Source organism: Weissella viridescens (assembly GCF_014789145.1).
Lineage (GTDB): Bacteria > Bacillota > Bacilli > Lactobacillales > Lactobacillaceae > Weissella > Weissella viridescens.
Map to the genome: position 1 here is coordinate 248,232 of NZ_CP061835.1, position 25,295 is coordinate 273,526.

The 25,295-nt window shown below is 41.6% G+C and carries 15 protein-coding genes; 14 read left to right on the top strand and 1 reads right to left on the bottom strand.

All coding sequences use genetic code 11. The features are described 5' to 3' along the window. The first annotated feature begins 141 nt into the window (after positions 1 to 141). The 6 genes from uvrA to IE337_RS01320 all read left to right on the top strand — a co-directional run bounded on the left by uvrA (position 142) and on the right by IE337_RS01320 (position 6,830). Complete coding sequence (gene uvrA / locus IE337_RS01295) at positions 142 to 2,997, top strand: excinuclease ABC subunit UvrA (RefSeq protein WP_191136502.1); 2,856 nt, start codon at positions 142 to 144, stop codon at positions 2,995 to 2,997. A gap of 40 nt (positions 2,998 to 3,037) precedes the next feature. Further along, entirely contained in the window at positions 3,038 to 3,157 is a 120-nt protein-coding gene (locus IE337_RS01300; RefSeq protein ID WP_158002686.1) for a putative metal homeostasis protein, read from the top strand. Positions 3,158 to 3,275: 118 nt separating this feature from the next. After that, the gene (gene rapZ / locus IE337_RS01305) at positions 3,276 to 4,166 is read left to right on the top strand and encodes an RNase adapter RapZ (protein WP_191136503.1); all 891 of its coding nucleotides are present in this window, start codon (positions 3,276 to 3,278) and stop codon (positions 4,164 to 4,166) included. Beyond that, entirely contained in the window at positions 4,163 to 5,170 is a 1,008-nt protein-coding gene (locus tag IE337_RS01310) for a gluconeogenesis factor YvcK family protein (protein ID WP_191136504.1), read from the top strand. Before rapZ ends, IE337_RS01310 begins: the two co-directional genes overlap by 4 nt. An 18-nt stretch (positions 5,171 to 5,188) precedes the next feature. After that, positions 5,189 to 6,151: a DNA-binding protein WhiA gene (gene whiA, locus IE337_RS01315; RefSeq protein WP_057745342.1), complete on the top strand. Its 963-nt coding sequence runs from the start codon at positions 5,189 to 5,191 to the stop codon at positions 6,149 to 6,151. A 73-nt stretch (positions 6,152 to 6,224) separates the two neighbouring features. Continuing rightward, positions 6,225 to 6,830 carry an ATP-dependent Clp protease proteolytic subunit gene (locus IE337_RS01320; protein WP_057745345.1) on the top strand — a complete coding sequence of 202 codons (606 nt, stop codon included), beginning with the start codon at positions 6,225 to 6,227 and terminating at the stop codon, positions 6,828 to 6,830. 224 nt (positions 6,831 to 7,054) lie between these two features. Here the strand turns inward: IE337_RS01320 and IE337_RS01325 are convergent, their stop codons facing one another. Continuing rightward, entirely contained in the window at positions 7,055 to 7,240 is a 186-nt protein-coding gene (locus IE337_RS01325) for a hypothetical protein (RefSeq protein WP_141324900.1), read from the bottom strand. Positions 7,241 to 7,334: 94 nt separating this feature from the next. Between IE337_RS01325 and secA2 the strand changes: the two genes are divergently transcribed. The 8 genes from secA2 (at position 7,335) to IE337_RS01365 (ending at position 25,195) form a co-directional block, all read left to right on the top strand. Further along, positions 7,335 to 9,680 carry an accessory Sec system translocase SecA2 gene (gene secA2 / locus IE337_RS01330; protein WP_191136505.1) on the top strand — a complete coding sequence of 782 codons (2,346 nt, stop codon included), beginning with the start codon at positions 7,335 to 7,337 and terminating at the stop codon, positions 9,678 to 9,680. Between the two features lie 27 nt (positions 9,681 to 9,707). Continuing rightward, positions 9,708 to 10,937: a hypothetical protein gene (locus IE337_RS01335; RefSeq protein WP_191136506.1), complete on the top strand. Its 1,230-nt coding sequence runs from the start codon at positions 9,708 to 9,710 to the stop codon at positions 10,935 to 10,937. Between the two features lie 16 nt (positions 10,938 to 10,953). Beyond that, positions 10,954 to 12,558 carry an accessory Sec system glycosyltransferase Asp1 gene (gene asp1, locus IE337_RS01340; protein WP_191136507.1) on the top strand — a complete coding sequence of 535 codons (1,605 nt, stop codon included), beginning with the start codon at positions 10,954 to 10,956 and terminating at the stop codon, positions 12,556 to 12,558. Beyond that, positions 12,548 to 14,140, top strand: coding sequence for an accessory Sec system protein Asp2 (gene asp2 / locus IE337_RS01345; protein WP_191136508.1), 1,593 nt, complete (start codon positions 12,548 to 12,550; stop codon positions 14,138 to 14,140). Before asp1 ends, asp2 begins: the two co-directional genes overlap by 11 nt. Before the next feature lie 6 nt (positions 14,141 to 14,146). Then, positions 14,147 to 14,935 carry an accessory Sec system protein Asp3 gene (gene asp3 / locus IE337_RS01350; protein WP_191136509.1) on the top strand — a complete coding sequence of 263 codons (789 nt, stop codon included), beginning with the start codon at positions 14,147 to 14,149 and terminating at the stop codon, positions 14,933 to 14,935. A 21-nt stretch (positions 14,936 to 14,956) separates the two neighbouring features. Beyond that, positions 14,957 to 16,408 (top strand): glycosyltransferase, encoded by a 1,452-nt coding sequence (locus IE337_RS01355; RefSeq protein WP_191136510.1) that lies wholly within the window; start codon positions 14,957 to 14,959, stop codon positions 16,406 to 16,408. Then, on the top strand, positions 16,398 to 17,249 hold the full coding sequence (locus IE337_RS01360; RefSeq protein ID WP_191136511.1) for a hypothetical protein: 852 nt from the start codon (positions 16,398 to 16,400) through the stop codon (positions 17,247 to 17,249). The genes IE337_RS01355 and IE337_RS01360 overlap by 11 nt, the downstream gene beginning before the upstream one ends. Before the next feature lie 362 nt (positions 17,250 to 17,611). Then, positions 17,612 to 25,195 (top strand): KxYKxGKxW signal peptide domain-containing protein, encoded by a 7,584-nt coding sequence (locus tag IE337_RS01365; protein ID WP_191136512.1) that lies wholly within the window; start codon positions 17,612 to 17,614, stop codon positions 25,193 to 25,195. Positions 25,196 to 25,295 lie beyond the last annotated feature (100 nt).

Consider the following 25,295-nt stretch of genomic DNA (forward strand, 5'->3'; position numbering starts at 1 on the left):
TCCTGTAAAATGGCACATAAATATGGTAGCTAAAGATAAATTTATATAATTGTACTTTAAAATTAGGTTATAACTAACATTTATGATTAAATAACTGTATAATAGTAAGATAATATTAAGCGTTAGAAAGTGAGATCCACTATGGCACATGATTGGATAACTATCCGGGGCGCTCGCGCCCACAATTTAAAGAATGTTGATGTTGATATTCCGCGTGACAAATTTGTGGTGATTACAGGATTATCTGGTTCTGGGAAAAGTTCTTTGGCATTTGATACGCTCTATGCTGAAGGACAACGTCGTTATGTTGAAAGTTTGTCAGCGTACGCACGCCAATTTCTAGGACAAATGGACAAACCTGATGTTGATTCGATTGATGGCTTAAGTCCAGCCATCTCAATTGATCAAAAGACCACCTCTAAGAATCCCCGCTCAACAGTGGGAACTGTAACTGAAATTAATGATTATTATCGTCTGTTGTACGCTCGTGTGGGACAACCTGATCCAGATAAAGATGGCATTATTGTCGAAACCTCCATTGATCAGATGCTCAATGATTTGGAACAAAGATTAGAACCAGGCGCACGTCTTCAAATTTTGGCGCCAATTGTACAACACAAGCGTGGATCACATGCTACGGCTATTGAACGGATTAAGCGCGAAGGTTTTGTGCGTATGATGATTGATGGTGAGATGCATGAAGTGACCGATGATATTCAGTTAGATAAGAACAAATATCATGATGTAGCTATCGTTGTAGATCGCGTAATTTTGAAACCTGAATCCCATGCTCGATTGTATGAAGCTTTTGAATCTGCACTCCGTATGGCAGATGGATTGGTAACTGTTGATGTGATTAAGGGTGAACAGTATACGTACTCTGACCATTACACTGGTGCACTGAAAAAGTATGCCGTTGGTAAATTGGAACCTCAGTTGTTTTCATTTAATGCTCCGGATGGCGCCTGTGAAGTCTGTGGCGGTTTGGGGATTACTTTAGAAGTGGACCCTGATTTAGTCGTTCCAGACCCCAGTCTAACTTTGTCGGAAGGGGCAATTGCCGCATGGAACCCAATTTCATCAAAGTATTATCCTGAATTATTACGTCAGTTCGCAGAACAAAATAATATTCCAATGGATGTTCCTTTTGAAAAAATGAAGGAATCTGACAAGCAACAGGTCTTGTATGGTTCAGATAAACCTTTTCATTTCCACTACGAAAACGATTTTGGTGGGGTTCGGGATGTTGATACTGATTTTGAAGGAGTAATTACAAATATCAGTCGTCGTTACAAGGAATCATCCTCTGACTTTACCCGTGAACAAATGCGTAGTTACATGAACGAATTAACATGTACAACGTGTCATGGTTATCGATTAAATGATGCGGCTTTGTCAGTTAAAATCAATGGACATCATATTGGTGAAGTTTCAGAGTGGCCAGTTGATGAAGAATTGGCCTTCTTTAAAGATGTTAACTTTGATGAACAGGATGAACAAATTGCGCGTCCCATTATCAAGGAAATCACTGACCGACTAAGCTTCTTGACGAATGTCGGACTAGATTACTTAACACTTTCACGGGCCGCACGTACGTTATCTGGTGGGGAAGCTCAGCGAATTCGCTTGGCCACGCAAATTGGATCAAATCTATCAGGGGTCATGTATGTTCTTGATGAACCCTCGATTGGATTGCACCAACGGGATAATGATCGTTTAATTACGTCATTAAAGGCGATGCGTGACTTAGGAAATACCTTGATAGTGGTAGAACACGATGAAGATACAATGTTAGCAGCGGATTATATTGTAGATGTTGGACCTGGTGCCGGATCGCATGGTGGTAAAATTATGGCGGTGGGGACACCAGCTGAAATTGAAGCGAATCCGAACTCATTGACGGGTCAATATTTGGCAGGGAAGAAGTTTATTCCAGTTCCCAAAACACGTCGTAAGGGCAATGGTGAAAAAATTACCCTTAAAGGTGCCAAGGAAAACAACTTGAAGAACGTGAAAGTTGATTTCCCCTTGGGGAAGTTCGTCGCCGTCACGGGTGTTTCAGGATCAGGGAAATCGACTTTGGTGAACACGGTGCTAAAGCGCGCCTTGAAAGCTGAATTGAACCATAATTCTGAAAAGCCAGGTAAGTTTAAGTCCATTGAAGGGGTTGACCAAATCGACAAGATTGTTGATATTGATCAAAGTCCGATTGGTCGGACACCGCGCTCTAATCCGGCCACTTATACCGGGGTTTTTGATGATATTCGAGATTTGTTTGCCCAAACCAATGAAGCAAAACTTCGCGGTTATGCCAAGGGGCGTTTTTCATTCAATACCAAGGGTGGTCGATGTGAAGCATGTAAGGGTGATGGTGTCATTAAGATTGAAATGAACTTTCTACCTGACGTGTATGTGACTTGTGAGGTCTGTCATGGAACGCGTTATAATTCCGAGACATTGGAAGTAAAGTACCGTGATTTGACGATCGCAGATGTCCTAGATTTAACAGCAGAACAAGCAGTTGAATTCTTTGCACCGATTCCAAAGATTCGTCGTAAGTTGCAAACCATTGTTGATGTTGGGCTTGGCTATGTGAAGCTTGGACAATCTGCGACAACCTTATCAGGTGGGGAAGCCCAGAGAATGAAGTTGGCTTCAGAGTTACAGCGCCGGTCAACTGGTAAGACTTTCTACATTCTGGATGAGCCAACAACTGGACTTCATACAGATGATATCGCACGTTTATTGGAAGTACTTAATCGTTTGGTTGATGGTGGTAATACGGTCTTAGTTATTGAACACAACTTGGATGTGGTCAAGACAGCTGATTGGGTGATTGATATGGGGCCTGAAGGTGGCGCTGGTGGTGGACAAATTGTTGCTACAGGTACACCGGAGAAAATTGCCAAGGCCACTGACTCGTATACGGGGCAATACCTGGCGCCAATTATGGAACGAGATAAAGAACGCGAACGCTTGGCAGATGCTGCGAAATAGTGTATACTTACTTTTAGTTAATAAAAAGGAGGACGGAACTATGGCTGAACGTTTAGATCAAGCTTCTGCACGTCGTAAGATGAAGAGTCCAAATATTAAAACACGTAAGCGGGCTTTGAAGGCATTACACGATGCTGCCGCACAATCTGCAAAGAAGTAAATTTAAAGTAAGAGCAACCTACTTGAGTAGATTGCTCTTTTTTAATAAACTTAGGCCGGATTGGTCTATATTAATTATATCAATGGTATAATGCCAATAGAGTTGAAAGGAGTTTGTTATGGCTAAAAAAGAATTAGTAATTGTTACCGGGATGAGTGGTGCCGGTAAAACAGTTGCGATGAAAGCTTTTGAAGATTTAGGTTATTTTACAGCCCAGAATCTACCAGCTAACTTGCTACCGCAAGTCTGGCAAATGATTTCCAATGAACCAAACATTGAACGCGCAGCGATTATGATTGATACACGTTCGCGCCAGTTCTTTGAGGATTTGGATGAAGAACTATTTGAAATGAGTCAAGATAATCACGACGATTATAATCTACGCGTCTTGTTTCTTGATGCAGATGATAAAGAATTAGTGGCCCGTTATAAAGAAACGCGCCGCCAACACCCACTTGCTGGTGACAAAGGGACCTTAGCTGGCCTTGAAGTGGAACGTAAGTTGATGGCCGACGTGCGTAATATTGCGACGGATGTGATTGATACTAGTCAATTGGATGCCAAAGGTTTGCGCCAAGTCATTGTAACGAAGTTTGGATCTGAACGGGACCATCAAACGGCGTTTAGTGTCCAGGTGATGAGCTTTGGTTTTAAATATGGCTTACCAGCTGACGCAGACGTAGTTGAAGATGTGCGCTTTTTGACAAATCCATATTATCAACCTGAATTACGAGAACAAACCGGTTTAGAACAACCTGTATGGGATTACGTTTGGAATGATCCAGATGCTGAAAAGATGTACCAAATGGACTATGAACGTTTCAAGTGGCTTTTACCTCGCTATAAAGCGGAAGGTAAGTCATCGTTAACGATTGCTTATGGTTGTACCGGTGGTCAACATCGTTCAGTGGCGTTTGCACATCGTTTAGCACAAGATCTTTCTAAGGATTGGGTGGTTAATGAGAACCATCGTGATAAGGATCGACGGAAGGCAGGCTATGCACAATGACGTCTGAAATTAAAGTCGAAACAAAGCCTAAGATAGTTGTTATTGGTGGAGGGTCTGGTCAACCAATCATCTTGAAAGGGCTTAAGCAATATGATGCTGAATTAACAGCAGTTATTACCGTTGCTGATGATGGTGGCTCATCTGGAACCTTGCGGGACTATTTGGATATTATTCCGCCTGGCGATGTCCGAAATGTCATGGCTGTTATGTCAAATGTATCACCAGAATTTATTGATGTGTTCCAGTATCGATTCAAAAAAGAAGATGAGATGCTGGCTGGACATGCTTTAGGAAATTTGGTGATTGCAGCGATGGCCGAGAAAGAAAACGACATTTTTCGTGGTGTGCAGATTTTGTCGCATTTAATGAACGTTGATGGGCATATTTATCCGGTGGCGAATGAGCCATTGGTGCTTCATGCTAAGTTTAAAGATGGCACAGAACTTTCAGGTGAAGCTGAAATTACGGCTGCACATAAAGTCATTGATCATATTTGGGTAACACCGCAAGACGATTCAAGTAGAAGAGTTGCGCAAGCCCCGAGTGAAGTGATTAATGCAATCTTGAATGCTGATGAAATTGTCTTAGGGCCAGGTAGTTTGTATACGAGTGTCTTACCAAATTTGGTCGTAGACAATGTGCGTGAAGCCTTGAAGTTAACGCCGGCCAAAATCATTTACATTGCCAACATTATGACGCAAAAGGGTGAAACTGATGGTTACAGTGAAGCAGATCATGTTCGTGCCATTAATGATCATATTGGCAGTCAAATTGTCGATGCGGTCATTATGAACACGGGTGAGGTGCCTGACAATTATATTGACTGGCAAAAGTGGAACGAGGTCTCAACGCAGGTAGCTTCAGCACCAGAAGAAGTTCGTAAAGAAGGGGCTGTGCCTATTACGGGAGACCTGTTAGAATTACGTGATGACGGTGCGTTCCATGATGGGGATGCAGTTGCCAAGCTAATTATGCAAATTGCGACTGGTCCCGACGAAAAGTAAAATAAGGAGGATGCCAAAGTGTCCTTTGCAAGTGATGTAAAAAAAGAGCTAACAATGCTCGAAGTGAACAATCCGGACAATGCGAAAGCGGAATTAGCGGCCTTACTCCGGATGAATGGTTCCTTGGGACTTAGTAATATGCACTTTACGTTAAACGTACAGACCGAAAATGCGGCGATTGCACGACGAATTCTGAGTTTGCTACAAAAGTTCTACCATTTGCCTGCTGAAATTTCTGTACGACGACAGATGAAATTGAATAAAAACAATCTATATGTCGTCCGTATTGTCCAAGGTGTAGATGATTTATTGGAAGATTTGCACATTCTGGATAATTTTGAAATGCGACCTACGCCACCTGATGATTGGTTAGAGCCTGAGGGGATGGCACGTTCGTATCTACGGGGAGCCTTCCTGGCAGCTGGGTCGGTTAATAATCCCGAAACGAGCCGTTACCATTTAGAAATTTACTCGCTGTATGAAGAGCAAGCCCAACAGCTGTGTGATTTAATGAATCGTTTCGATTTAAACGCCAAGGTTGTCGATCGTCGTTCTGGCTTCATTGTTTATCAAAAAGAAGCCGAGAAGATTGCGGATATGTTGAATATTATGGGCGCGACAAATGCCATGTTGAAGATGGAAGATGTGCGCATCATGCGCGACATGCGGAATTCAGTGAATCGACTAGTCAACGCAGAAAATGCGAACTTAGATAAGACGGTGAATGCCAGTCAAAAGCAAATCGATGATATTGAATTTTTAGATCAAGAAATTGGGTTGCATCGGTTGCCAGATAAGTTGCGTGAAATGGCGCAAGTACGTTTGGAACATCGAGAAGAACCAATGTCGGCTTTGGGGGAGTATATGCCTTCGGGTCCTATTTCTAAATCAGGTGTGAACCATCGGTTACGTAAGCTAACGAAAATTGCGGATGATTTACGGGAAACCGGAAAATTACCGAAAGATATTCGTCAAAACTAAAAACAATTTGACCTTTACTGACCAAGTGTTAAAATGGTTAGATAAGTTTCAATATATGATTGGAGGAATGAACATGTTACCAGTTCCATATGTTATTGAACAATCATCACAGGGTGAGCGTTCATATGATATCTTTTCACGTTTGTTGAAAGACCGCATTATCATGGTTACGGGTGAAATCAACTCGCAGATGTCAACAACTATTATTGCGCAATTACTATTCTTGGATGCGCAAGATCCTGACAAAGATGTCTATATGTACATCAACTCACCAGGTGGGGAAGTTAATGCCGGAATGGCCATCTATGATACGATGAACTTCATCCATCCGGAAGTGCAAACAATTGTCGTTGGTTTGGCTGCTTCAATGGCGTCAGTCCTAGCTTCTTCAGGAGCCAAGGGTAAGCGCTTCATGTTGCCAAACTCACAGTTCATGATTCACCAACCATCTGGTGGTGCGCAAGGACAACAAACGGAAATTGAAATTGCCGCTAAGGAAATTTTGAAGACACGTACAAAGCTTAACCATATTTTGGCTGACAATACTGGTCAACCATTTGAAAAGGTTGAGAATGATACGGAACGTGATCACTGGTTAGATGCTGAAGAGTCTTTGGCTTACGGACTAGTTGACAGCGTTATCACAACTAATGATGAAAAGAACGATAAGACGAAGTAAATAAAAAAAGAGTCACCAATTGGTGACTCTTTTTTTATGCGAATGGTATTGAAAATGTTTGGAATGTCCGGTGAATTTGGTTGTTTTTTTAAAATAAAAAAGCGACTTAATGTATGGATAAGTACACAAACGGTCGCCTGCCAAGAGATTGGCTAAATATTTACATATTATATGATGTAATTTATGGTAAAATAAAACGGTTACAATAATAAAATTCTAATGTATTAATGCATGTTGAAAAGTGGATAAATAATCCCAACTAAAACAACAATTGCGAGTAGAATCGCGATTGTCGCCTGAAGATAACGGCCTTTATTCCTCTCTTTCGTTACCCGGGGTTTATCTGTGTTTTCATTGCGGAGACGCTTTTCAATATCTTGATCTAATAATGGTTCTTTTTCTTTATTCATAATACATCTATTATAGAATTTAAAAGCTTTCATTACAAATATAAATCAATTATTATTACAGTATGGGATACATAATAATAGGGGTAGGCAACTAATGAAATTATTTCATAGGAAAAATAAATATGAGCGGATCGTTGATCGTATTAAAGAATTAATACCAACGTATGACGCGATGACTGATGAAACCTTACAGAATCAGACAGATGTCTTTCGCGAACGATTGCAACAAGGGGAGAAGTTGCGCCATATGTTACCGGAGGCCTATGCAGCCATCTGCGTAGCAGCTGATCGTGTCTTAGGCATGCGACCATTCGATGTACAAATGTTGGGAGCAGTTGTCGTTGAATATAATAACATTGCAGAAATGAAAACTGGTGAAGGGAAGACACTGACATCGGTAATGCCGATGTATTTGCATGGCTTGACTGGACCTGGAAACTATTTAATTACGGCTAATGAATATCTAGCTAATCGTGATGCCAAAAAGATGGGGAAACTCTATCGTTGGATGGGATTAACGGTGCGGTCAGGAGTCGCCGAAGAAGGCGAAGATCCGCATGATCGTGATCTAGAACGGATTTACAAATCAGACATTGTTTATACCACAAACAGTGCTTTAGGTTTTGATTATTTGTTTGATAATTTGGCGACCACGCCCGCAAAGCAATACATTCAAGCGTTTAACTTTGCCTTGATCGATGAGGCGGATGCTGTTTTGCTAGATACCGCGCAAACGCCGTTGATTGTTTCAGGTGTGCCACGTGTCCAATCTAATTATTTTGAATCAGCTGACAATATTGTGAAGACACTGGTTGAAGATGAAGACTATGAACGTAGTGATGATTTGAAGAAGGTGTGGTTTACACCACGTGGTATCGTCAAGATGGAACAGTTCTTCGATATCGATAATTTATTGAGTGCTGAGTGGGCCGACTTATATCGACACACGCTATTAGCTTTGCATGCAAACTATGTTGATAAGCGTGATCGCGACTATGTTGTTGATGATGGCGAAATTGTTCTAATTGACGAGGAAAATGGTCGTGAACTTGAAGGAATGAAGAAGCAGGCCGGGATGCACCAAGCTTTGGAAGCCAAGGAACATGTGGAAATCACCGAACAACAACGTTCGATGGCTTCAATCACATACCAAAACTTATTCCGAATGTTCAAGCAGATTGCGGGGATGACCGGAACGGCCTCAACTGATTCTGCTGAATTCTTGGAAGTATACAATCTGGCAGTTTATAAAGTGCCAACGAACCACCCAAACCAACGTATCGATCATCCTGACCACTTGTTTATTTCAAATGAAGCCAAATTGATGGCATCACTGGATGTGGTAAAGGATGCCTATGCTGTAGGACGACCAGTATTGGTGGAGACGGGATCACTATCGCTTTCTAACCTATATTCACGACTATTATTACGTGAAGGTATTCCACATAGTGTTTTGAATGCGCGTAGTTCAGCCAAAGAAGCTGAAATCATCTCACAAGCTGGCCAATTTGGTGCGGTAACTGTTGCCACGTCAATGGCTGGCCGAGGAACTGATATTAATATCAGCCCGGAAGGATTAGAACTAGGTGGCTTACTCGTTTTGGGAACAGAAAGAATGGTTAACCAACGTGTGGATAATCAGTTGCGAGGTCGGGCTGGACGCCAAGGAAATCCAGGCGAGAGTGTTTTCTACGATTCTTTGGAAGATAAGATTGTTGTTGAAAATGCACCAAAGCGCGTACTGAAATATGCCCAAAAGCATGCCGATGCTCCTAAACAAGAGTTAGGGCGTCACAGCCGATTTAGTCACGTGATTGATACTGCCCAAAAGGTTGTTGCTAACCGTGATCGATCAGCACGTTTTGAAACGTTGCAGTATGGTGAAGTTTTCCGTTTGCAACGTGACAGTATATACAACTATCGTAATGGCATTATGCATGCTCAGAATCTTGATGATTTGGTCGATCGACTCGTTAAACGTGTTGCTGATCAATATTTGGATCAACGGGATGCAAAAGAAGCAGACGTAGTCGATTTCATCTATCGTTACATTGATTCCAAATATGTCGTGACCAAAGATTTAAATGCACTCTCTAATGCAGAATTAAAGCAAGTCCTCATCGATATCATGTATCAGAGTATCGATTTGAAACATGAAGAGTTACCACATGCGGCACAATGGATTTACTATCAACGCTTGTGTTTCTTAAAGGCAATTGATGGTGCTTGGGTCGAACAAGTTGATAATTTGGAAGTCTTGAAGACACTGACGAAGAGTCGTAGTGTGGCCCAACGTAATCCAATGTTTGAGTATCAAAAAGAAGCACGTAAAGCGTACGCTAAGATGCGCTTGAATATGAATTTGTTGGCCTTACAAAATTTGACAAGTTCAGAAATTAATTATCAAAAGGATGGCACAATCGATGTTAAGTTCCCTTAATTTATTAGAAAAGGCGGTACAGGTAGGATGTTAAAGCACCGCGAATTAATTAGACGAGTTGGTTGGTCCCTTTTGATTGTTGCAATTTATCAATTAGGACAGAAAATAACGCTACCGATGATTGATCCAGCTGTTGCCAAGGCAAGTTTGGAAGGACGGACATTGCTTCAGAATTTTGGTATTCTGACGGGGTCTCAATTCACATTACCAACGCTATTTTCATTAGGTATTGGACCATTCATGACTGGGATGATTATCTGGCAAGCGATTAGCTCATTAGGGTTAGATGCAATTAGTCATTTATCACAACGTCAAGTGAGTTATATCCAAAAATGGATTGCGCTTGGTTTAGCAGCATTACAAGCGATTCAGATTGTTTACTTTATCAAGAACGCATTAATTACCTTGCCTATTTTCGGTAATTCGAAAATGGCCACAATGGCAGTTGTCTACTTGATGCTGTTATCAGGAACGATGCTTTCAATTTTCTTGGGTGATTTACTATCTCAACATGGTCTGGGTGGTAGTTCTTTGTTAATTCTTCCAGGAGTTATTCTGGGGCTCCCTAACATGATTACATCTGGTTGGGGTCCCTTTAACTATAGTTTGTCACATAGTCATTTGGTAACAATTGGACTTGTGACGGTAGTCGTGCTTTATATTCTCGAATTTTTAATGCACACAGAACAACGACTTAAAGTGCAACGTCCCATGATGCAAGGTGATTTAACAGAGTCGTATTTGCCTTTGCGTATTTTAAGTGCTGGGGCCATGCCGTTCATGTTTTCAATGAGTCTATTTCGGTTACCACGTATGATTTTTTCAACGCCCAAAGCTGCAAATACGCCAATGGGAGAGTTCTTCTTGAATATTACGGATTATCATAGTTGGGCGGGAGTCTTAACTTATGCCATTGTGTTGATGTTCCTAGGATACGCCTTTGGTTTGATTACGGTACAACCCGGTCAGCTAGCCAAGTCAATGAAAGAATCTGGCGAGTACTTTTTGAATATTTTCCCTGGCGAACAAACAACTTCCTTCCTATTTAAGAAGTATTTTGTTGTAACGTCCTTTGGAAATATATTCTTAGTAATGATTGGGGTTGCCCCAATGATTTTGTCGATGATTTTCCATGATCGTGGTATTGCAAATTATTCGGCTTATTTTGGAAGTTTAGCTATCCTGGTTTCGATTATGGATAATGTAGCTGGTCAATTTAAGGCGTTATATCAAAAGAATGATTACCACCTCTTTTAGGTGAAAGGAGTAAGCCATGGTTTTAATTATGCCAAACTTTAACACACAGACCGAGCATCCAGAATTGGATACCGGAATTGCTGTGGCCAAGGTATTCCAAGCTAATCAAGTTGAGACCGAGTTGGTTTTTGCACATGAATTTCCAAATTTGCGAACCAAGTTGAAACAAGCGCAAGTGCCATTCTTCCCATGGTGGAACGTCTTTGATGCCATTCAAGCGGTCCCATTCAAAATGGGGGTACCCATGGTATTGAAAGATGTTCCGCTAGAGCCAGGGGTTGAACCATTTATGGATGTGAATGATGCCTATTATTATCGTGAGGGTCGCCTAGTTAAACATGTGCATCTTTTAGAACGATATATCGTTCAATTCATTACGTACTATGATGAAAACGGTGAGCGGATAACAGATTATTATGACGATCGTGGGTTTGTGACCTTTCGGGCATGGCTTAATTCAGCGGGAGAACTGGAAAAGAAAAGTTGGTTAACCCCAGCTGGACAGCCAGTTTTGACGGCACTTGCTGATCAAAAAGTCATTGTTGAGCCGAAACATCAAAAGCGATTTAAGTCTGCCGTCTATCATAATATTGATGGGGTTGTTCAAGAAAAAATTCGTGAGCATATTCAAATGTTAGAAACTAAGCCAGCAATGATTCTGGAAGAAAATGATGTGCATTTGCATGAGGTGCTTGATAATTTAGCGCCTGAATTGCAGAAAGCGATTATTCTAATGGCTGATGAAAATCATCAACAGGACGCAATGGCTTTGCCCCATGATGATTTGGAACTCGTTTTTACTTCTGACGCAGCCCGAAATGCCTATTTTGACACTTCGGAACCAACGTCTAACAGCCACGTCATCTCACCTTATCCAGCCCGGTTAGAGCTTGGGGCAAGTAATGAGATGGCTAATATGAACATTGTGCTCCAGCTAGCTGACGGTCTATCACCAAATGATACGACGACGTTGGCGCAAACATTAGCACAAATGTTGATTGCTGATGAAAATAAAGTCATGTATGCCTGCATTGATGGATTAAGCCCCGACCAGGTAACGTTCCATTTACGCGTTGTTGAAGCTTTTACGAAAGAAATTGGGATCACCTACAATGATGCAGACTACAAGATATTCGAATCAACGATGGAACGATCAATGATGAGTAGTGAAGCTGATGTGATGGATTATCTTGATCAGCAGTATGAAAAAGAAGATCGAGAGCCGATTTCAGATGAGAAGCAGGCCCAAATTATTGCGGCTTACCAACTACGTCAGCGTTTTGTTGTGTTGGATACGCCTTCGATGGAGAAACAACTTGGGCTGATTAAGCAAGCCCGTGTGTTTGTTGATTTACGGAGAGTACCCGACGCACAGTTACAAGCGCAAGCATTGAGTACGGGGCTACCGCAAATCACCGTCGGGGCTAATACTTTTGTGACGCAAGGGGTAAATGGATTCGTGTTGGCAGATCCTATGGAATTGCCACAAGCGCTAACTTACTTTACAGATGATTTAAAACATTGGAATGAAGCTTTGGTAGAAAATGTTCGCCAAGTTGAACAACATTCTGAATTTAATTTGATTACGGCGTGGGAAGGATTGATGAATTATGGCCATTAAAGCAACACCGATTATTCATATTAGCCAATCACCAATTGCGCTACCAGAAGCCACCTTAGGTGAAGCGTTTGAATATGTTTGGCTTGACGCCGCAGATGCAAGTCGTGACATGGAAGCAAAGCCGGATGAGCGTCTATTTGATGCAAAACATCCACGATTAACTAAGCCTTATTTAAATGCAATTTTCTTAATTGATGCTAGTTTTCCATGGTTAGTGGATTTGGATATGCTGGGGCTGATTCCGGCAAATCAAACCTACTATCAAAAAGGTTTAGAAATGAGCGAAGAAGCACAAGCGTTACTCGCATTACGCGGGGCATTTGCCTTTGATTTAACCGATACTGAAGCATTGGCTCTTGATTTACGATACTATGCCTTTATTGGAGGGGATGGATATCGCTCGGATGCGGTTAATTTACGAGCGGGTTCTGCTGTAACGCAACCGGTCAAGCAGTTTGGCCGGGTCTATGCGGAATTTGACCTTGATTTTGGAGATGAGTGGCAATTGTTGGCTTATCCAGATTCTGGAGCCGATCAATCAAACTACATCCCCGCGTTTATTGCCGATCGTGTTCAGTTGGATTATAACTTGCCATCAAATGGTGTTGAACTGAAGCTAAAGGTCAATAAAATCGATTTACGGACGCACCAAATTATTGGTAGTCAAGAAGCAGTTGGTGATGATATCCAAGCAGGGATTGACTTAGTTGGTGGACCCGAGCAAGGATTCAATGCACAAGTCCTTATCTATGCACGTGGTAAAGGAAAGGCACGCATTGGGACTATCCATATGCGTCGTTCACGTGGACCGCATGGTACGTTTATGCCCAATGACCAACGTGTGTTGAATGGGCGCTTGAATGATGATGTCGCCTATTACTTCGATGCTGGAGATATGAAACCGCCTTTGAATGTCTACTTTTCAGGTTGGCGGACAAAGGAAGGTTACGAAGGTAACTTGATGATGCGTTCGATGGGAGCGCCATATCTCTTAATTGCCGATCAACGGTTGCAAGGTGGTGCCTTTTATCTTGGTGATGCGACGTTTGAGCGCGAAATCTTACAAGTAATCCAAGAGAAGTTAGCCGCACTGCAGTTTAATCCCCATGATGTGGTCTTATCAGGCATGTCGATGGGAACGTTTGGGGCCTTGTATTATGGTTCCCAATTGGCCCCAAAGGCTATCGTTGTTGGTAAGCCATTGACTAATGTGGGTTATATCGTACAAAATGGGCGTGTGAAACGTCCTGATGATTTTAATACAGGTGAAGACATTCAGTTGTATCATGAAGGTGATTTAACTGAAGCAAGTAGTGATCGCCTAGATAAGCGCTTTTGGGATGTCTTTAATCAAGGTGATTTTTCGGATACAACATTAGCCTTGGCCTATATGGAACAAGATGACTATGATGATAAAGCTTTTGAGCGTGTGCAAAAGAGTGTTAAGCCACGGTTCCCAAATGTACATCTTTTGTCTAAAGGATTTGAAGGTCGTCACAATGATAATACGGCTGATGTCGTGGCCTGGTTCCAATTCCAATACAATAAAATCTTGGCCGAATATGGTCGTCAATGGAGGTAAGTGGAGATGCAACCAGTTTATATTTTAAAATGGGATCAGCTCTCAGCGCATGCCTTTACGTATGGTGCTGACATCACTTATCCTGATGTGACAACTGTTGCCTACGCCAATAGTTTACAGCCTTCGGGTAAGCCGATTTATACTTGGGAAAATCTATCGGCACAACAAGCTTCTGATGCGGGGATACGGCAAAGTGTGGTCATGCCAATTTTGGAACCTGACCATATGTACCACGTTCAGGCCAATATGACTGCAACACCAGTTAATTCAGTCGGAATTAGTGTTGATTTTCTTGACCAGGAAGGTCATGTTATGGATCGTATTGTCCAGACAACATCAAGTTTTGATTTTACCTTTCCATATGATGCGATTGACTATCGAATTAGTATTGTTAAGTTTAATAATGAGGAATTGCAGTTTGATTCTATTTTGTTAGCTGAATCAGACCTTTTCACGACTATGACTTTTGAAACAGACCCTGCCATCGATGCAGTTGTTGCAAAAAAACGTGAATTAACGCAATCTGTGCAAACGGCAACGATTTTGTTTAAAAAGGTAAATTACCCTGTGGATACGATGTACATGGATACACGTTTTGATGAAGCTGTCTATCTGGGGATGACGGCGACAACGCTAGCAGATACGGAACAGCTAAAGTCTTATTTTGAGCAAGTCCAAGCGACAGCACAGATGGCTAATTTATCAATTTCAGATGTCGAAGTTACTGGGATTGGTATGGGGACTGATGCGGCAGTTAAATTGTTTAGAGATAAGTGGCAAAATCACAAGGATTGAGAATAGAAAGTAGGAGAGAATATGAATTTCTTTATTAATCAAGCCATGGGCATCGGAAATTCCGGTGTTGAGCATGCGCAATTTTATCGTGCGGAGCGCTTTGACCAAGCGGGGTTACCTTATCGATATATCTTTTTAAACTTTGTGCCTGAATTACATAAGGCTATTGATCATTGGAAATTACGCGATGATCAAGTGATTAATTTATGGGAGTACTTAGTTTTAGGGGAAGATTACTTAAAGACTGGTTTAAAAGAACGCCAGGAGCCAATTAATGGAGATACGGTGGTTGATCGTACCAATACGCACCGTAAACGTGAAGGGGTGACGGATTCAGGGATTCGTTATGTGCAACACATGGTGAAGGGGCCTGATAAGCACGACCCTGAAAATCAAATTTTGCAAGTTTCTAATTATCGGGTTGAGTTATTTAATGAAGCAACTGGTGAACGTCGTGTCATGTACGAGATTATTGATGATCCTCATCGTAAAGCCGTTGTTTCAAATATTCACCTATTCAATGAAAACGGCGAACATCTTTTCTTCCGTAATTTAAACGGTTTGCACCGTATGTTCTTTGAAAAACTAGATGCTGCCTTTAATGAACACAGCACATTTATCATTGACCGTGGTGAATTTGCTGATGATGTGTTGATGGAGAAACGCATTCCAAACTCAAAGATTGTTTACATTGTGCATGCTGATCAATTAGCCAATCGTGATGATCCAAAGTATCCGCTATGGAATGATCACTATGAATACATGCTAGAACATGTGGATGCAGTAGATGCCATTGTAACGGCAACAAAGATCCAACGTGATGATATCTTAGTTGATTTTCCAGATGCGGCTGATAAGGTCATTGCAATTCCGGTTGGTGGTGTTCGAGATGATGCACCAGCTATTGAAGATGCCGAAATGCATACGCCAATTCGCTTTATTACGGCTTCACGTTTAGCGGCTGAAAAGCACGTTGATATTGCTGTTAAAGCAGTAGCTAAGTTACATGATAAGTTGGGTGTCGATGTTATTTTTGACATTTACGGTCAAGGTGAAAAGAAAGACACGATTGAACAAGCTATCAAAGATAGCAACGCTGAGGATTACATTACAATGAAGGGTCTTTCAAATGACTTGGTAAATATCTATCCAAAGTATGATGCATTCATCTCAACGTCATTTTCTGAAGGATTTGGTTTGACGTATATTGAAGCGTTGAATGCAGCATTGCCAGTTGTGACCTTTGATGCGCGTTTTGGTGCGCAAGAATTGGTTCAGGATGGTGTGAACGGTTTCCTAATGCCGTTTAAACGTGATGATGAAGCTTATGATGTTGATCAAATTGAATTAGGTTTGGAAAAGCTATTGGATGCTAATTACGCAACCCTTAAGCAAAATACGCAAAAGTCAGTGGAGCCATTCCAAGATCATGTCACCGCTGCTAAGTGGAAGGAGTTAATCGATGAACTATGAGTTAGTTAATAACATTACCCCCGGGAGTGATGTTTGGGAAAAGGTAAAACAAAATATCGCTAAAGATGATGCAACAGTCATTACTTTGACAGCTGCACCACGCTTTTTTGGACTTTTGCAGGATGAAGGCGTTAAAGGTATCAACGTCTTAGATCATGTTACGAAGCGTAGTTATGTACCTGATCAATATCGTTTCTTCAATGATGTTCCAGTCCCAACGTGGGCGAAAATTGATATGAACCAAGATGGTAGCATTTTAGTGAGTGATCAAGGAGATGTTATTGCGCGTGAATATCTTTTTGGCAATACACGTCGTGCGGTGCAAGATGTCCGTTATAACAACCCAGATGGCACACTTGATTACATTGAAGAATATGCCTTTGATGGGACTGTGTTTAGTAATTTGTTCTATGCCGACAATCAGCTGCAAGAAATCGTGTTCTATAACTCTGATGTGCAACCGGTTGTGCGTTATTACTTCTACGAAGGTGTGATTAACTTTGTAACGATTGAAGATCCAAAAACGCATGCGGTCCTTAAGGACTATGAAAACCTAGATGCGTTTTTGGTTGATCAAGTGGCTCAATTGGTCACAGAGGATGATACGGTTGTCTTCCATTACATGGGTGTTGAAATGAATTCGCTACGTGAAGCGAAATCACATAACGTCTTGGAGATGGCCGAGTCAGTATTAGATGAAAATGGCAATGTGCGTGGGAATTTGGATCTTATTTTACAAGGTCAATTGGATTATATTGATGAGGTTCGTGTTGATTCACAAGGTTATCACGATTTAGAACAATCTGGTGTCCCAATGGACCGTGTTGTGGAAGTGAAATAACTTTCGCATAATTATACACTAGGTATTTAATATAAACATGTAACAAATAGCACTTCACATACAAATTAAATCAAAAAAATTAGTAAAACAAGTAAAACGTTTAACCTATTGGAATTACTTTGTTTGTGAGAGTTTCATTAAATTAACATTTCAAAAAACAGCCCAAAATCTGTGAAAAAGATTTGAAATATAGTAATTATGTTGTAAAATAAGGACCTAGGCATACAGATACGTCTGTTTGCTTGGGTTCTTATTTTATTGGGATACTTGTAAAATCGGGATTAATTCATTATTGATAGGATTCTAATACAAGTAGTGTTGGAGTTTTTTATAATATAAGTGTGAAAAGCGAGACATATTATATGAGTAGATTCAATTCAGAACGTCAAGCGGAGATTTTTGATAATAATAAAAAGGTTCGCTACCGCATGTTCAAAGCTGGTAAGCAATGGTTAGTTGCTGGTACTGCTACTGTTAGTGGTGCTGCAGGTGGCATGTTGTTGGGGGGAACCGGTGCGTTTGCTGATTCAACTGATCCAAAGGCTATTCAAGCTGATGATCAAAGCGTGTTGGCTAACACGGATTCTGCGACGATTCCAGCCGCAGACTCAGCAGCAACAACGGAAGACGTAGCTAGCGCTTCAGCATCAACAACTGATGTTGACAGTGCCTCAGTTTCAACATCTGTTTCAGTATCTGCAAGTACTTCAGTCGTAGAAGCTGCTGCCTCAGCAACTTCAACTAACGACGCTTCAGTTGAATCACAATCAACTGAATCAGCAACTGATACATCAGTTGCATCAACTTCTACAACAGAAGCTTCATCTACTGAAGCTTCAACTGTAGATTCACAAACATCAACATCAAACGATTCAGCAGCAACTTCAACAGTTGACTCAGAATCAACTAACGAAACATCACAATCAACAGATTCAGCTAGTGTTGAAACTTCTGAAGCTTCAACAGCTGATTCAGCTGTTGCTGACGCAAGTACTTCTGCTAGCGAATCTGCTGTAAAGAGCACAGAAGTATCAGCCTCATTGTCAAAGGCTGTTGCTGACGGTTCATTGAAGACTTCAACAAGCGCATCACAAAACTTGAAGACTTCAGCATCAATTTCAGCTTCAAAGGCAGCCCTTAAGAAGGTTACCCGTGTTGCTGCAGGTGCTACTTCAACAAGTACACCAGTTCCTGGACACCAAGCTAACCGCGAAAGTGGTATTGACGCCGGACAAGCCAACATGTTCCTTGAAGCCATGGATCAATTCTTGAAGCGTTTCGGCTTGGGAAGTCTTGCTGATATGGGACTTTCAACCGATATTAGTGGCATCTTGGATGGTACAATCGCTATCACACAAGGTAAAGATGGATCTGTTAAGGTTACTGTTGACCAAGGATTCTTGAGTGCCTTCGGTAAGATGGATGGAGTTGCGTATTATTGGAACCCAAAGGCTAACAATGGAGCCGGGGCTTGGGTTGAAATTCCAGGATCACGTGATAAGTTACAGACTTCAGGAACGGATACCATTGAAATTCCATTTAACCCAAGCGATTATGGGTTTGAAGAAGGTGATACTGTCTACTTCCAAGTTGGTGTGAATACTTCTGGATTGCTACAAACTGTTGGTGATGCTGTTAAGGGACGTGTTAGCCAAGTATTGCCTGGTATTGCCGGTGATGCAGCTAACGCCGCTCTTCAAGCAATCATTGATGCGTACGAAGCAACGCTTGGAACTGGAAACAACTACGAATATTCTGATGTTAAGGGCGCTCCTGTTATCAAGGATTACAACGCCATGTCAGAATCAGCTTCAGCAAGCTTGCTTGAATCATTAGATGCTTCTATCTCAGGAAGTATGGAAACAAGTTATAGCATGTCACAAGCAAGCGAATCATACGGTCAAGATTCATTGGATAGCTTCTCAGCTACTGATGCCTCATTGTCTGCATCAATTCAATCAAGCTTGGCTGATTCAGCCTCAACTTCAAAGTCAGTTTCATTGAGTGTGTCAAACTTCAACGAACTGGAAGATGCATTGTGGAACAGTAACTCAAAGAGTGCGTCAACACGTGACTCATTGCAGGTTTCAGAAAGTGATTCAGCTTCACTTTCAGAATCAACTGCATCAGTTTCTGCATTCCGTTCACAATCAACTGACTCAGTTTCGGCTTCTAAGTCATTCGCAAGTGCTTCAAACCAAGCTGTTGCAGATGATGGTGGAAAGAGCCTTTCACAACGTCTCCAATCACAAAATGATTCACGTTCAGAATCAACATCATTCTCAAATGCTGTTGCCGAAAGTGTCTCAATTCAAAAGTCATTGGATACATCAGTTTCAGCTGCATGGAAGAGTGCCCAAGACAGTGCTTCACGTGAAGTGACAACTGGTTTCCCACCATTCACCCGTGTTGATTCACAAAAGTCATTGCAAATCTCATTGTCATTGAGTATTTCACAATTTGACTCAACCAATGCGTCAGCATCAGTAAGTACTGAAGTAACACCTGGATCAGTGGCTGCTTCAAAGAGTATCTCAGAAGCAAATTCAACTTCATTGTCAGCATCAAAGTCAAGCTACGATGCAGAATTACAAGCTTCAACTGATGCATCTGTTTCAGCAAGTACTTCTGATTCAATGGACTCAGCTGCTAAGTCAGCTTCAGCAGTTGACGCGTCTGCAGCTGCAAGTGCATCAGCTAACGATGCTTCACTTGAAGCTAGCACATCAGCTAACAACTCATTGAATGCTTCACTTGAAACTTCAGCTAAGTCTTCATTAGCTGGATCAGTTTCAGGCTCAACATCAATTTCAGAATCAACATCACAATCAATCGTGGACTCAATTGCGAGCCAAATCAGTTTGAACATTGCTGAAGGTAGTGCTTCAGTTAGCCGTTCAAACTCAATCCAATTGTCAGGAATTGATGCCGCTAACAGCCGTAGTGCTCGTGATGAAATTGGAATTCTTTTGCCAAACCGTTCAAAGTCAACTTCAATTTCATTGATTTTGAGTGACTCTGTTTCAAAGTCAGTTAGTGAATCTAACGCACAATGGCCATCTGTTTCAGCTTCAGCATCAAAGTCAGCTGCTTCAGTTAACAGTGAATTTCACCAATCACTTGCGGATTCAACATCTACTAGTAATTCAGAAGTGGCTTCAGAAAGCGCAGCTGTAAACTCAGCTTCAGCTGAAGTATCAACTTCAACTACTGGATCAATCATTGATAAGTACTTGCCTAACTATGAAAATAATGAAAAGCAAGATGCTAAGAATAAGATTGATGCTCTAGAAAACTTAACTGACGCCGAAAAGGATGATTTCAAGAAGCAAGTTGATGACGCAACAACAACTCCTGAAATTAATGGTGTTGTGACTGATGCCATTGCTAAGGACCTTGACAATGCTAAGCAATCGGCTAAGGATACAATCGATGGATTGACTAACTTAGACGATGCAGAGAAGAAGGACTTTAACGATAAGGTTGATGCCGCTAAGACAACTGATGAAGTTAAGCAAATTGTTCAGGATGCTAAGGATGCCAATGCAGCCAAGCAAGATCCACAAGCCCTTGAAGATGCTAAGAATGCTGCCAAGGACGAAATCAACAAGTTGCCAAACTTGACTGATGACGAAAAGGCTGATTTCAACAAGCAAGTTGATGACGCCCTTACAGTTGACGATGTCAATGAAGTTGTTGATGCTGCTAAGAAGCAAGATCAAGCAAATAAGGACTTGCAAGATGCTAAAGACGCCGCTAAGAATGAAATTAGCAAGTTGCCAAACTTGACAGATGACGAGAAGAAGGCTGCTGAAGATGCAGTTGATGCATCAAAGACAACTGATGAAGTAGCAAAGAACTTGCAAGACGCTAAGGATCAAAATCAAGCAAACAAGGATTTGCAAGATGCTAAGGACGCCGCTAAGGACGAAATTAGCAAGTTGCCAAACTTGACAGATGACGAGAAGAAGGCTGCTGAAGATGCAGTTGATGCATCAAAGACAACTGATGAAGTAGCAAAGAACTTGCAAGACGCTAAGGATCAAAATCAAGCAAACAAGGATTTGCAAGATGCTAATGACGCCGCTAAGGACGAAATTAGCAAGTTGCCAAACTTGACAGATGACGAGAAGAAGGCTGCTGAAGATGCAGTTGACGCCTCAAAGACAACTGATGAAGTAGCAAAGAACTTGCAAGACGCTAAGGATCAAGATCAAGCAAACAAGGACTTGCAAGATGCTAATGACGCCGCTAAGGATGAAATTAGCAAGTTGCCAAACTTGACAGATGACGAGAAGAAGGCTGCTGAAGATGCAGTTGACGCTTCAAAGACAACTGACGAAGTTGATTCAGCTTTGAAGGATGCCAAGGATAAGAACGAAGCTAACCAAGATCCAAAGGAACTTGAAGATGCTAAGAACGATGCCAAGGATCAAATCGATAAGTTGCCAAACTTAACTGATCAAGAAAAGCAAGATGCTAAGGATGCAGTTGACGCTTCAAAGACAACTGATGAAGTAGCAAAGAACTTGCAAGACGCTAAGGATCAAGATCAAGCAAATAAGGATTTGCAAGATGCTAAGGACGCCGCTAAGGACGAAATTAGCAAGTTGCCAAACTTGACAGATGACGAGAAGAAGGCTGCTGAAGATGCAGTTGATGCATCAAAGACAACTGACGAAGTTGATTCAGCCTTGAAGGATGCTAAGGATCAAGATCAAGCAAACAAGGACTTGCAAGATGCTAAGGACGCCGCTAAGGATGAAATTAGCAAGTTGCCAAACTTGACAGATGACGAGAAGAAGGCTGCTGAAGATGCAGTTGACGCTTCAAAGACAACTGACGAAGTTGATTCAGCTTTGAAGGATGCCAAGGATAAGAACGAAGCTAACCAAGATCCAAAGGAACTTGAAGATGCTAAGAACGATGCCAAGGATCAAATCGATAAGTTGCCAAACTTAACTGATCAAGAAAAGCAAGATGCTAAGGATGCAGTTGACGCTTCAAAGACAACTGATGAAGTAGCAAAGAACTTGCAAGACGCTAAGGATCAAGATCAAGCAAATAAGGATTTGCAAGATGCTAAGGACTCCGCTAAGGACGAAATTAGCAAGTTGCCAAACTTGACAGATGACGAGAAGAAGGCTGCTGAAGATGCAGTTGATGCATCAAAGACAACTGACGAAGTTGATTCAGCCTTGAAGGATGCTAAGGATCAAGATCAAGCAAACAAGGACTTGCAAGATGCCAAGGATGATGCCAAGAACCAAATCGACAAGTTGCCAAACTTGAGCGATGAGGAGAAGCAAGATGCTAAGGACGCTGTCGATGATGCCAAGACAACTGATGAAGTTAACGACGCATTAAACGATGCCAAGGATAAGAACGAAGCTAACCAAGATCCAAAGGAACTTGAAGATGCTAAGAACGACGCCAAGGACCAAATCGACAAGTTGCCAAACTTGAACGATCAAGAAAAGCAAGATGCTAAGGATGCCGTTGATGATGCCAAGACAACTGATGAAGTTGATGACGCATTAAACGATGCCAAGGATAAGAACGAAGCTAACCAAGATCCAAAGGAACTTGAAGATGCTAAGGATGCTGCCAAGGATCAAATCGATAAGTTGCCAAACTTGGATGACCAAGCTAAGGAAGAAATCAAGAAGGACATCGATGACGCCAAGACAACTGATGAAGTTGACGAAATCGTTGAAGATGCCAAGAAGGAATCTGACGAAAACTTGCAAGATGCCAAGGATGATGCTAAGGATCAAATCGACAAGTTGCCAAACTTGAACGATCAAGAAAAGGAAGATGCCAAGGATGCTATCGACGATGCCAAGACAACTGATGAAGTTGACGAAATCGTTGAAGATGCCAAGGATAAGAACGAAGCTAACCAAGATCCAGAAGTTCTTGAAGAAGCTAAGAAGGATGCCAAGGATCAAATCGATAAGTTGCCAAACTTGAACGATCAAGAAAAGGAAGACATCAAGAAGGATATTGATGACGCCAAGACAACTGATGAAGTTGACGAAATCGTTGAAGATGCCAAGGATCTAAACTATGCTAAGCAAGATGCTAAGGACCAAATCGACAAGTTACCAAACTTGAACGATCAAGAAAAGCAAGATGCTAAGGATGCCGTTGATGATGCCAAGACAACTGATGAAGTTGACGATGCCTTGAACGATGCCAAGGATAAGAACGAAGCTAACCAAGATCCAAAGGAACTTGAAGACGCTAAGAAGGATGCCAAGGACCAAATCGACAAGTTGCCAAACTTGACTGATAAGGAAAAGGAAGACATCAAGAAGGACATTGACGACGCCAAGACAACTGACGAAGTTGACGAAATCGTTGAAGATGCCAAGGATCTAAACGATGCTAAGCAAGATGCTAAGGACCAAATCGACAAGTTACCAAACTTGAACGATAAGGAAAAGCAAGATGCTAAGGATGCCGTTGATGATGCCAAGACAACTGATGAAGTTGACGACGCATTGAATGATGCCAAGGATAAGAACGAAGCTAACCAAGATCCAGAAGTTCTTGAAGAAGCTAAGAAGGATGCCAAGGATCAAATCGATAAGTTGCCAAACTTGAACGATCAAGAAAAGGAAGACATCAAGAAGGATATTGATGACGCCAAGACAACTGATGAAGTTGACGAAATCGTTGAAGATGCCAAGGATCTAAACGATGCTAAGCAAGATGCTAAGGACCAAATCGACAAGTTACCAAACTTGAACGATAAGGAAAAGCAAGATGCTAAGGATGCCGTTGATGATGCCAAGACAACTGATGAAGTTGACGATGCCTTGAACGATGCCAAGGATAAGAACGAAGCTAACCAAGATCCAAAGGAACTTGAAGATGCTAAGAAGGATGCCAAGGACCAAATCGACAAGTTGCCAAACTTGACTGATAAGGAAAAGGAAGACATCAAGAAGGACATTGACGACGCCAAGACAACTGATGAAGTTGACGAAATCGTTGAAGATGCCAAGGACCAAAACGAAGCTAACCAAGATCCAAAGGAACTTGAAGATGCTAAGAAGGATGCCAAGGACCAAATCGACAAGTTGCCAAACTTGACTGATAAGGAAAAGGAAGACATCAAGAAGGACATTGACGACGCCGAGACAACTGATGAAGTTGACGAAATCGTTGAAGATGCCAAGGACCAAAACGAAGCTAACCAAGATTCAAAGGAACTTGAAGACGCTAAGAAGGATGCCAAGGACCAAATCGACAAGTTGCCAAACTTGACTGATAAGGAAAAGGAAGACATCAAGAAGGACATTGACGACGCCAAGACAACTGATGAAGTTGACGAAATCGTTGAAGATGCCAAGGACCAAAACGAAGCTAACCAAGATTCAAAGAACCTTGAAGATGCCAAGAACGATGCTAAGAACCAAATCGACAAGTTACCTAACTTGACTGATCAAGAAAAGGATGACTTGAAGAAGCGTGTAGATGAAGCTACTTCTACTGATGACATCAACAACATTCTTGATGAAGCTAAGCGCCAAAATGATGCCAAGACAACTGATCCATCAAACCCTACGAACCAAGATAAGGGTACTGATGGAAAGGGTAACCAAGGTACAGATGGTCAAGCACAAGATGGTAAGAACTTAGAAGATGTAAAGTCAAATGGTAAGAACCAAATTGATGGTTTGCAAAACTTGACTGAACAAGAAAAGAACGACTTCAAGGCTCGCATTGATGCAGCAACTTCAGAAGCTGAAGTAAATGCTATCATTAATGAAGCTAAGGCACTTAGTGCACAACGTGCTGCTGATAAGAAGCAAGCACAATTGCCAAACACTGGTGTTGAAGACGCTCAAAATGCTGGACTACTTGGTGGTGCAATGCTTGGTGCATTAGCATTATTCGGATTAGGAAAGCGCAACAAGAAGCGTGAAGAGAAGTAAAACTTAGTTAACTTTGATCATGCTACAGAAAAAGCCGCCGGGTAAAACCGGTGGCTTTTTTGTATGTAGTTATATTCACAAGTTGACGAATTTTTGTGGT

Excerpts from the sequence above, each read along its gene's own strand:
- uvrA (WP_191136502.1), top strand. The coding sequence starts at position 142 with ATGGCACATGATTGGATAACTATCCGGGGCGCTCGCGCCCACAATTTA.
- IE337_RS01300 (WP_158002686.1), top strand. The coding sequence starts at position 3,038 with ATGGCTGAACGTTTAGATCAAGCTTCTGCACGTCGTAAGATGAAGAGT.
- rapZ (WP_191136503.1), top strand. The coding sequence starts at position 3,276 with ATGGCTAAAAAAGAATTAGTAATTGTTACCGGGATGAGTGGTGCCGGT.
- IE337_RS01310 (WP_191136504.1), top strand. The coding sequence starts at position 4,163 with ATGACGTCTGAAATTAAAGTCGAAACAAAGCCTAAGATAGTTGTTATT.
- IE337_RS01320 (WP_057745345.1), top strand. The coding sequence starts at position 6,225 with ATGTTACCAGTTCCATATGTTATTGAACAATCATCACAGGGTGAGCGT.
- IE337_RS01325 (WP_141324900.1), bottom strand. The coding sequence starts at position 7,240 with ATGAATAAAGAAAAAGAACCATTATTAGATCAAGATATTGAAAAGCGT.
- secA2 (WP_191136505.1), top strand. The coding sequence starts at position 7,335 with ATGAAATTATTTCATAGGAAAAATAAATATGAGCGGATCGTTGATCGT.
- IE337_RS01335 (WP_191136506.1), top strand. The coding sequence starts at position 9,708 with ATGTTAAAGCACCGCGAATTAATTAGACGAGTTGGTTGGTCCCTTTTG.
- asp1 (WP_191136507.1), top strand. The coding sequence starts at position 10,954 with ATGGTTTTAATTATGCCAAACTTTAACACACAGACCGAGCATCCAGAA.
- asp2 (WP_191136508.1), top strand. The coding sequence starts at position 12,548 with ATGGCCATTAAAGCAACACCGATTATTCATATTAGCCAATCACCAATT.
- asp3 (WP_191136509.1), top strand. The coding sequence starts at position 14,147 with ATGCAACCAGTTTATATTTTAAAATGGGATCAGCTCTCAGCGCATGCC.
- IE337_RS01355 (WP_191136510.1), top strand. The coding sequence starts at position 14,957 with ATGAATTTCTTTATTAATCAAGCCATGGGCATCGGAAATTCCGGTGTT.
- IE337_RS01360 (WP_191136511.1), top strand. The coding sequence starts at position 16,398 with ATGAACTATGAGTTAGTTAATAACATTACCCCCGGGAGTGATGTTTGG.
- IE337_RS01365 (WP_191136512.1), top strand. The coding sequence starts at position 17,612 with ATGAGTAGATTCAATTCAGAACGTCAAGCGGAGATTTTTGATAATAAT.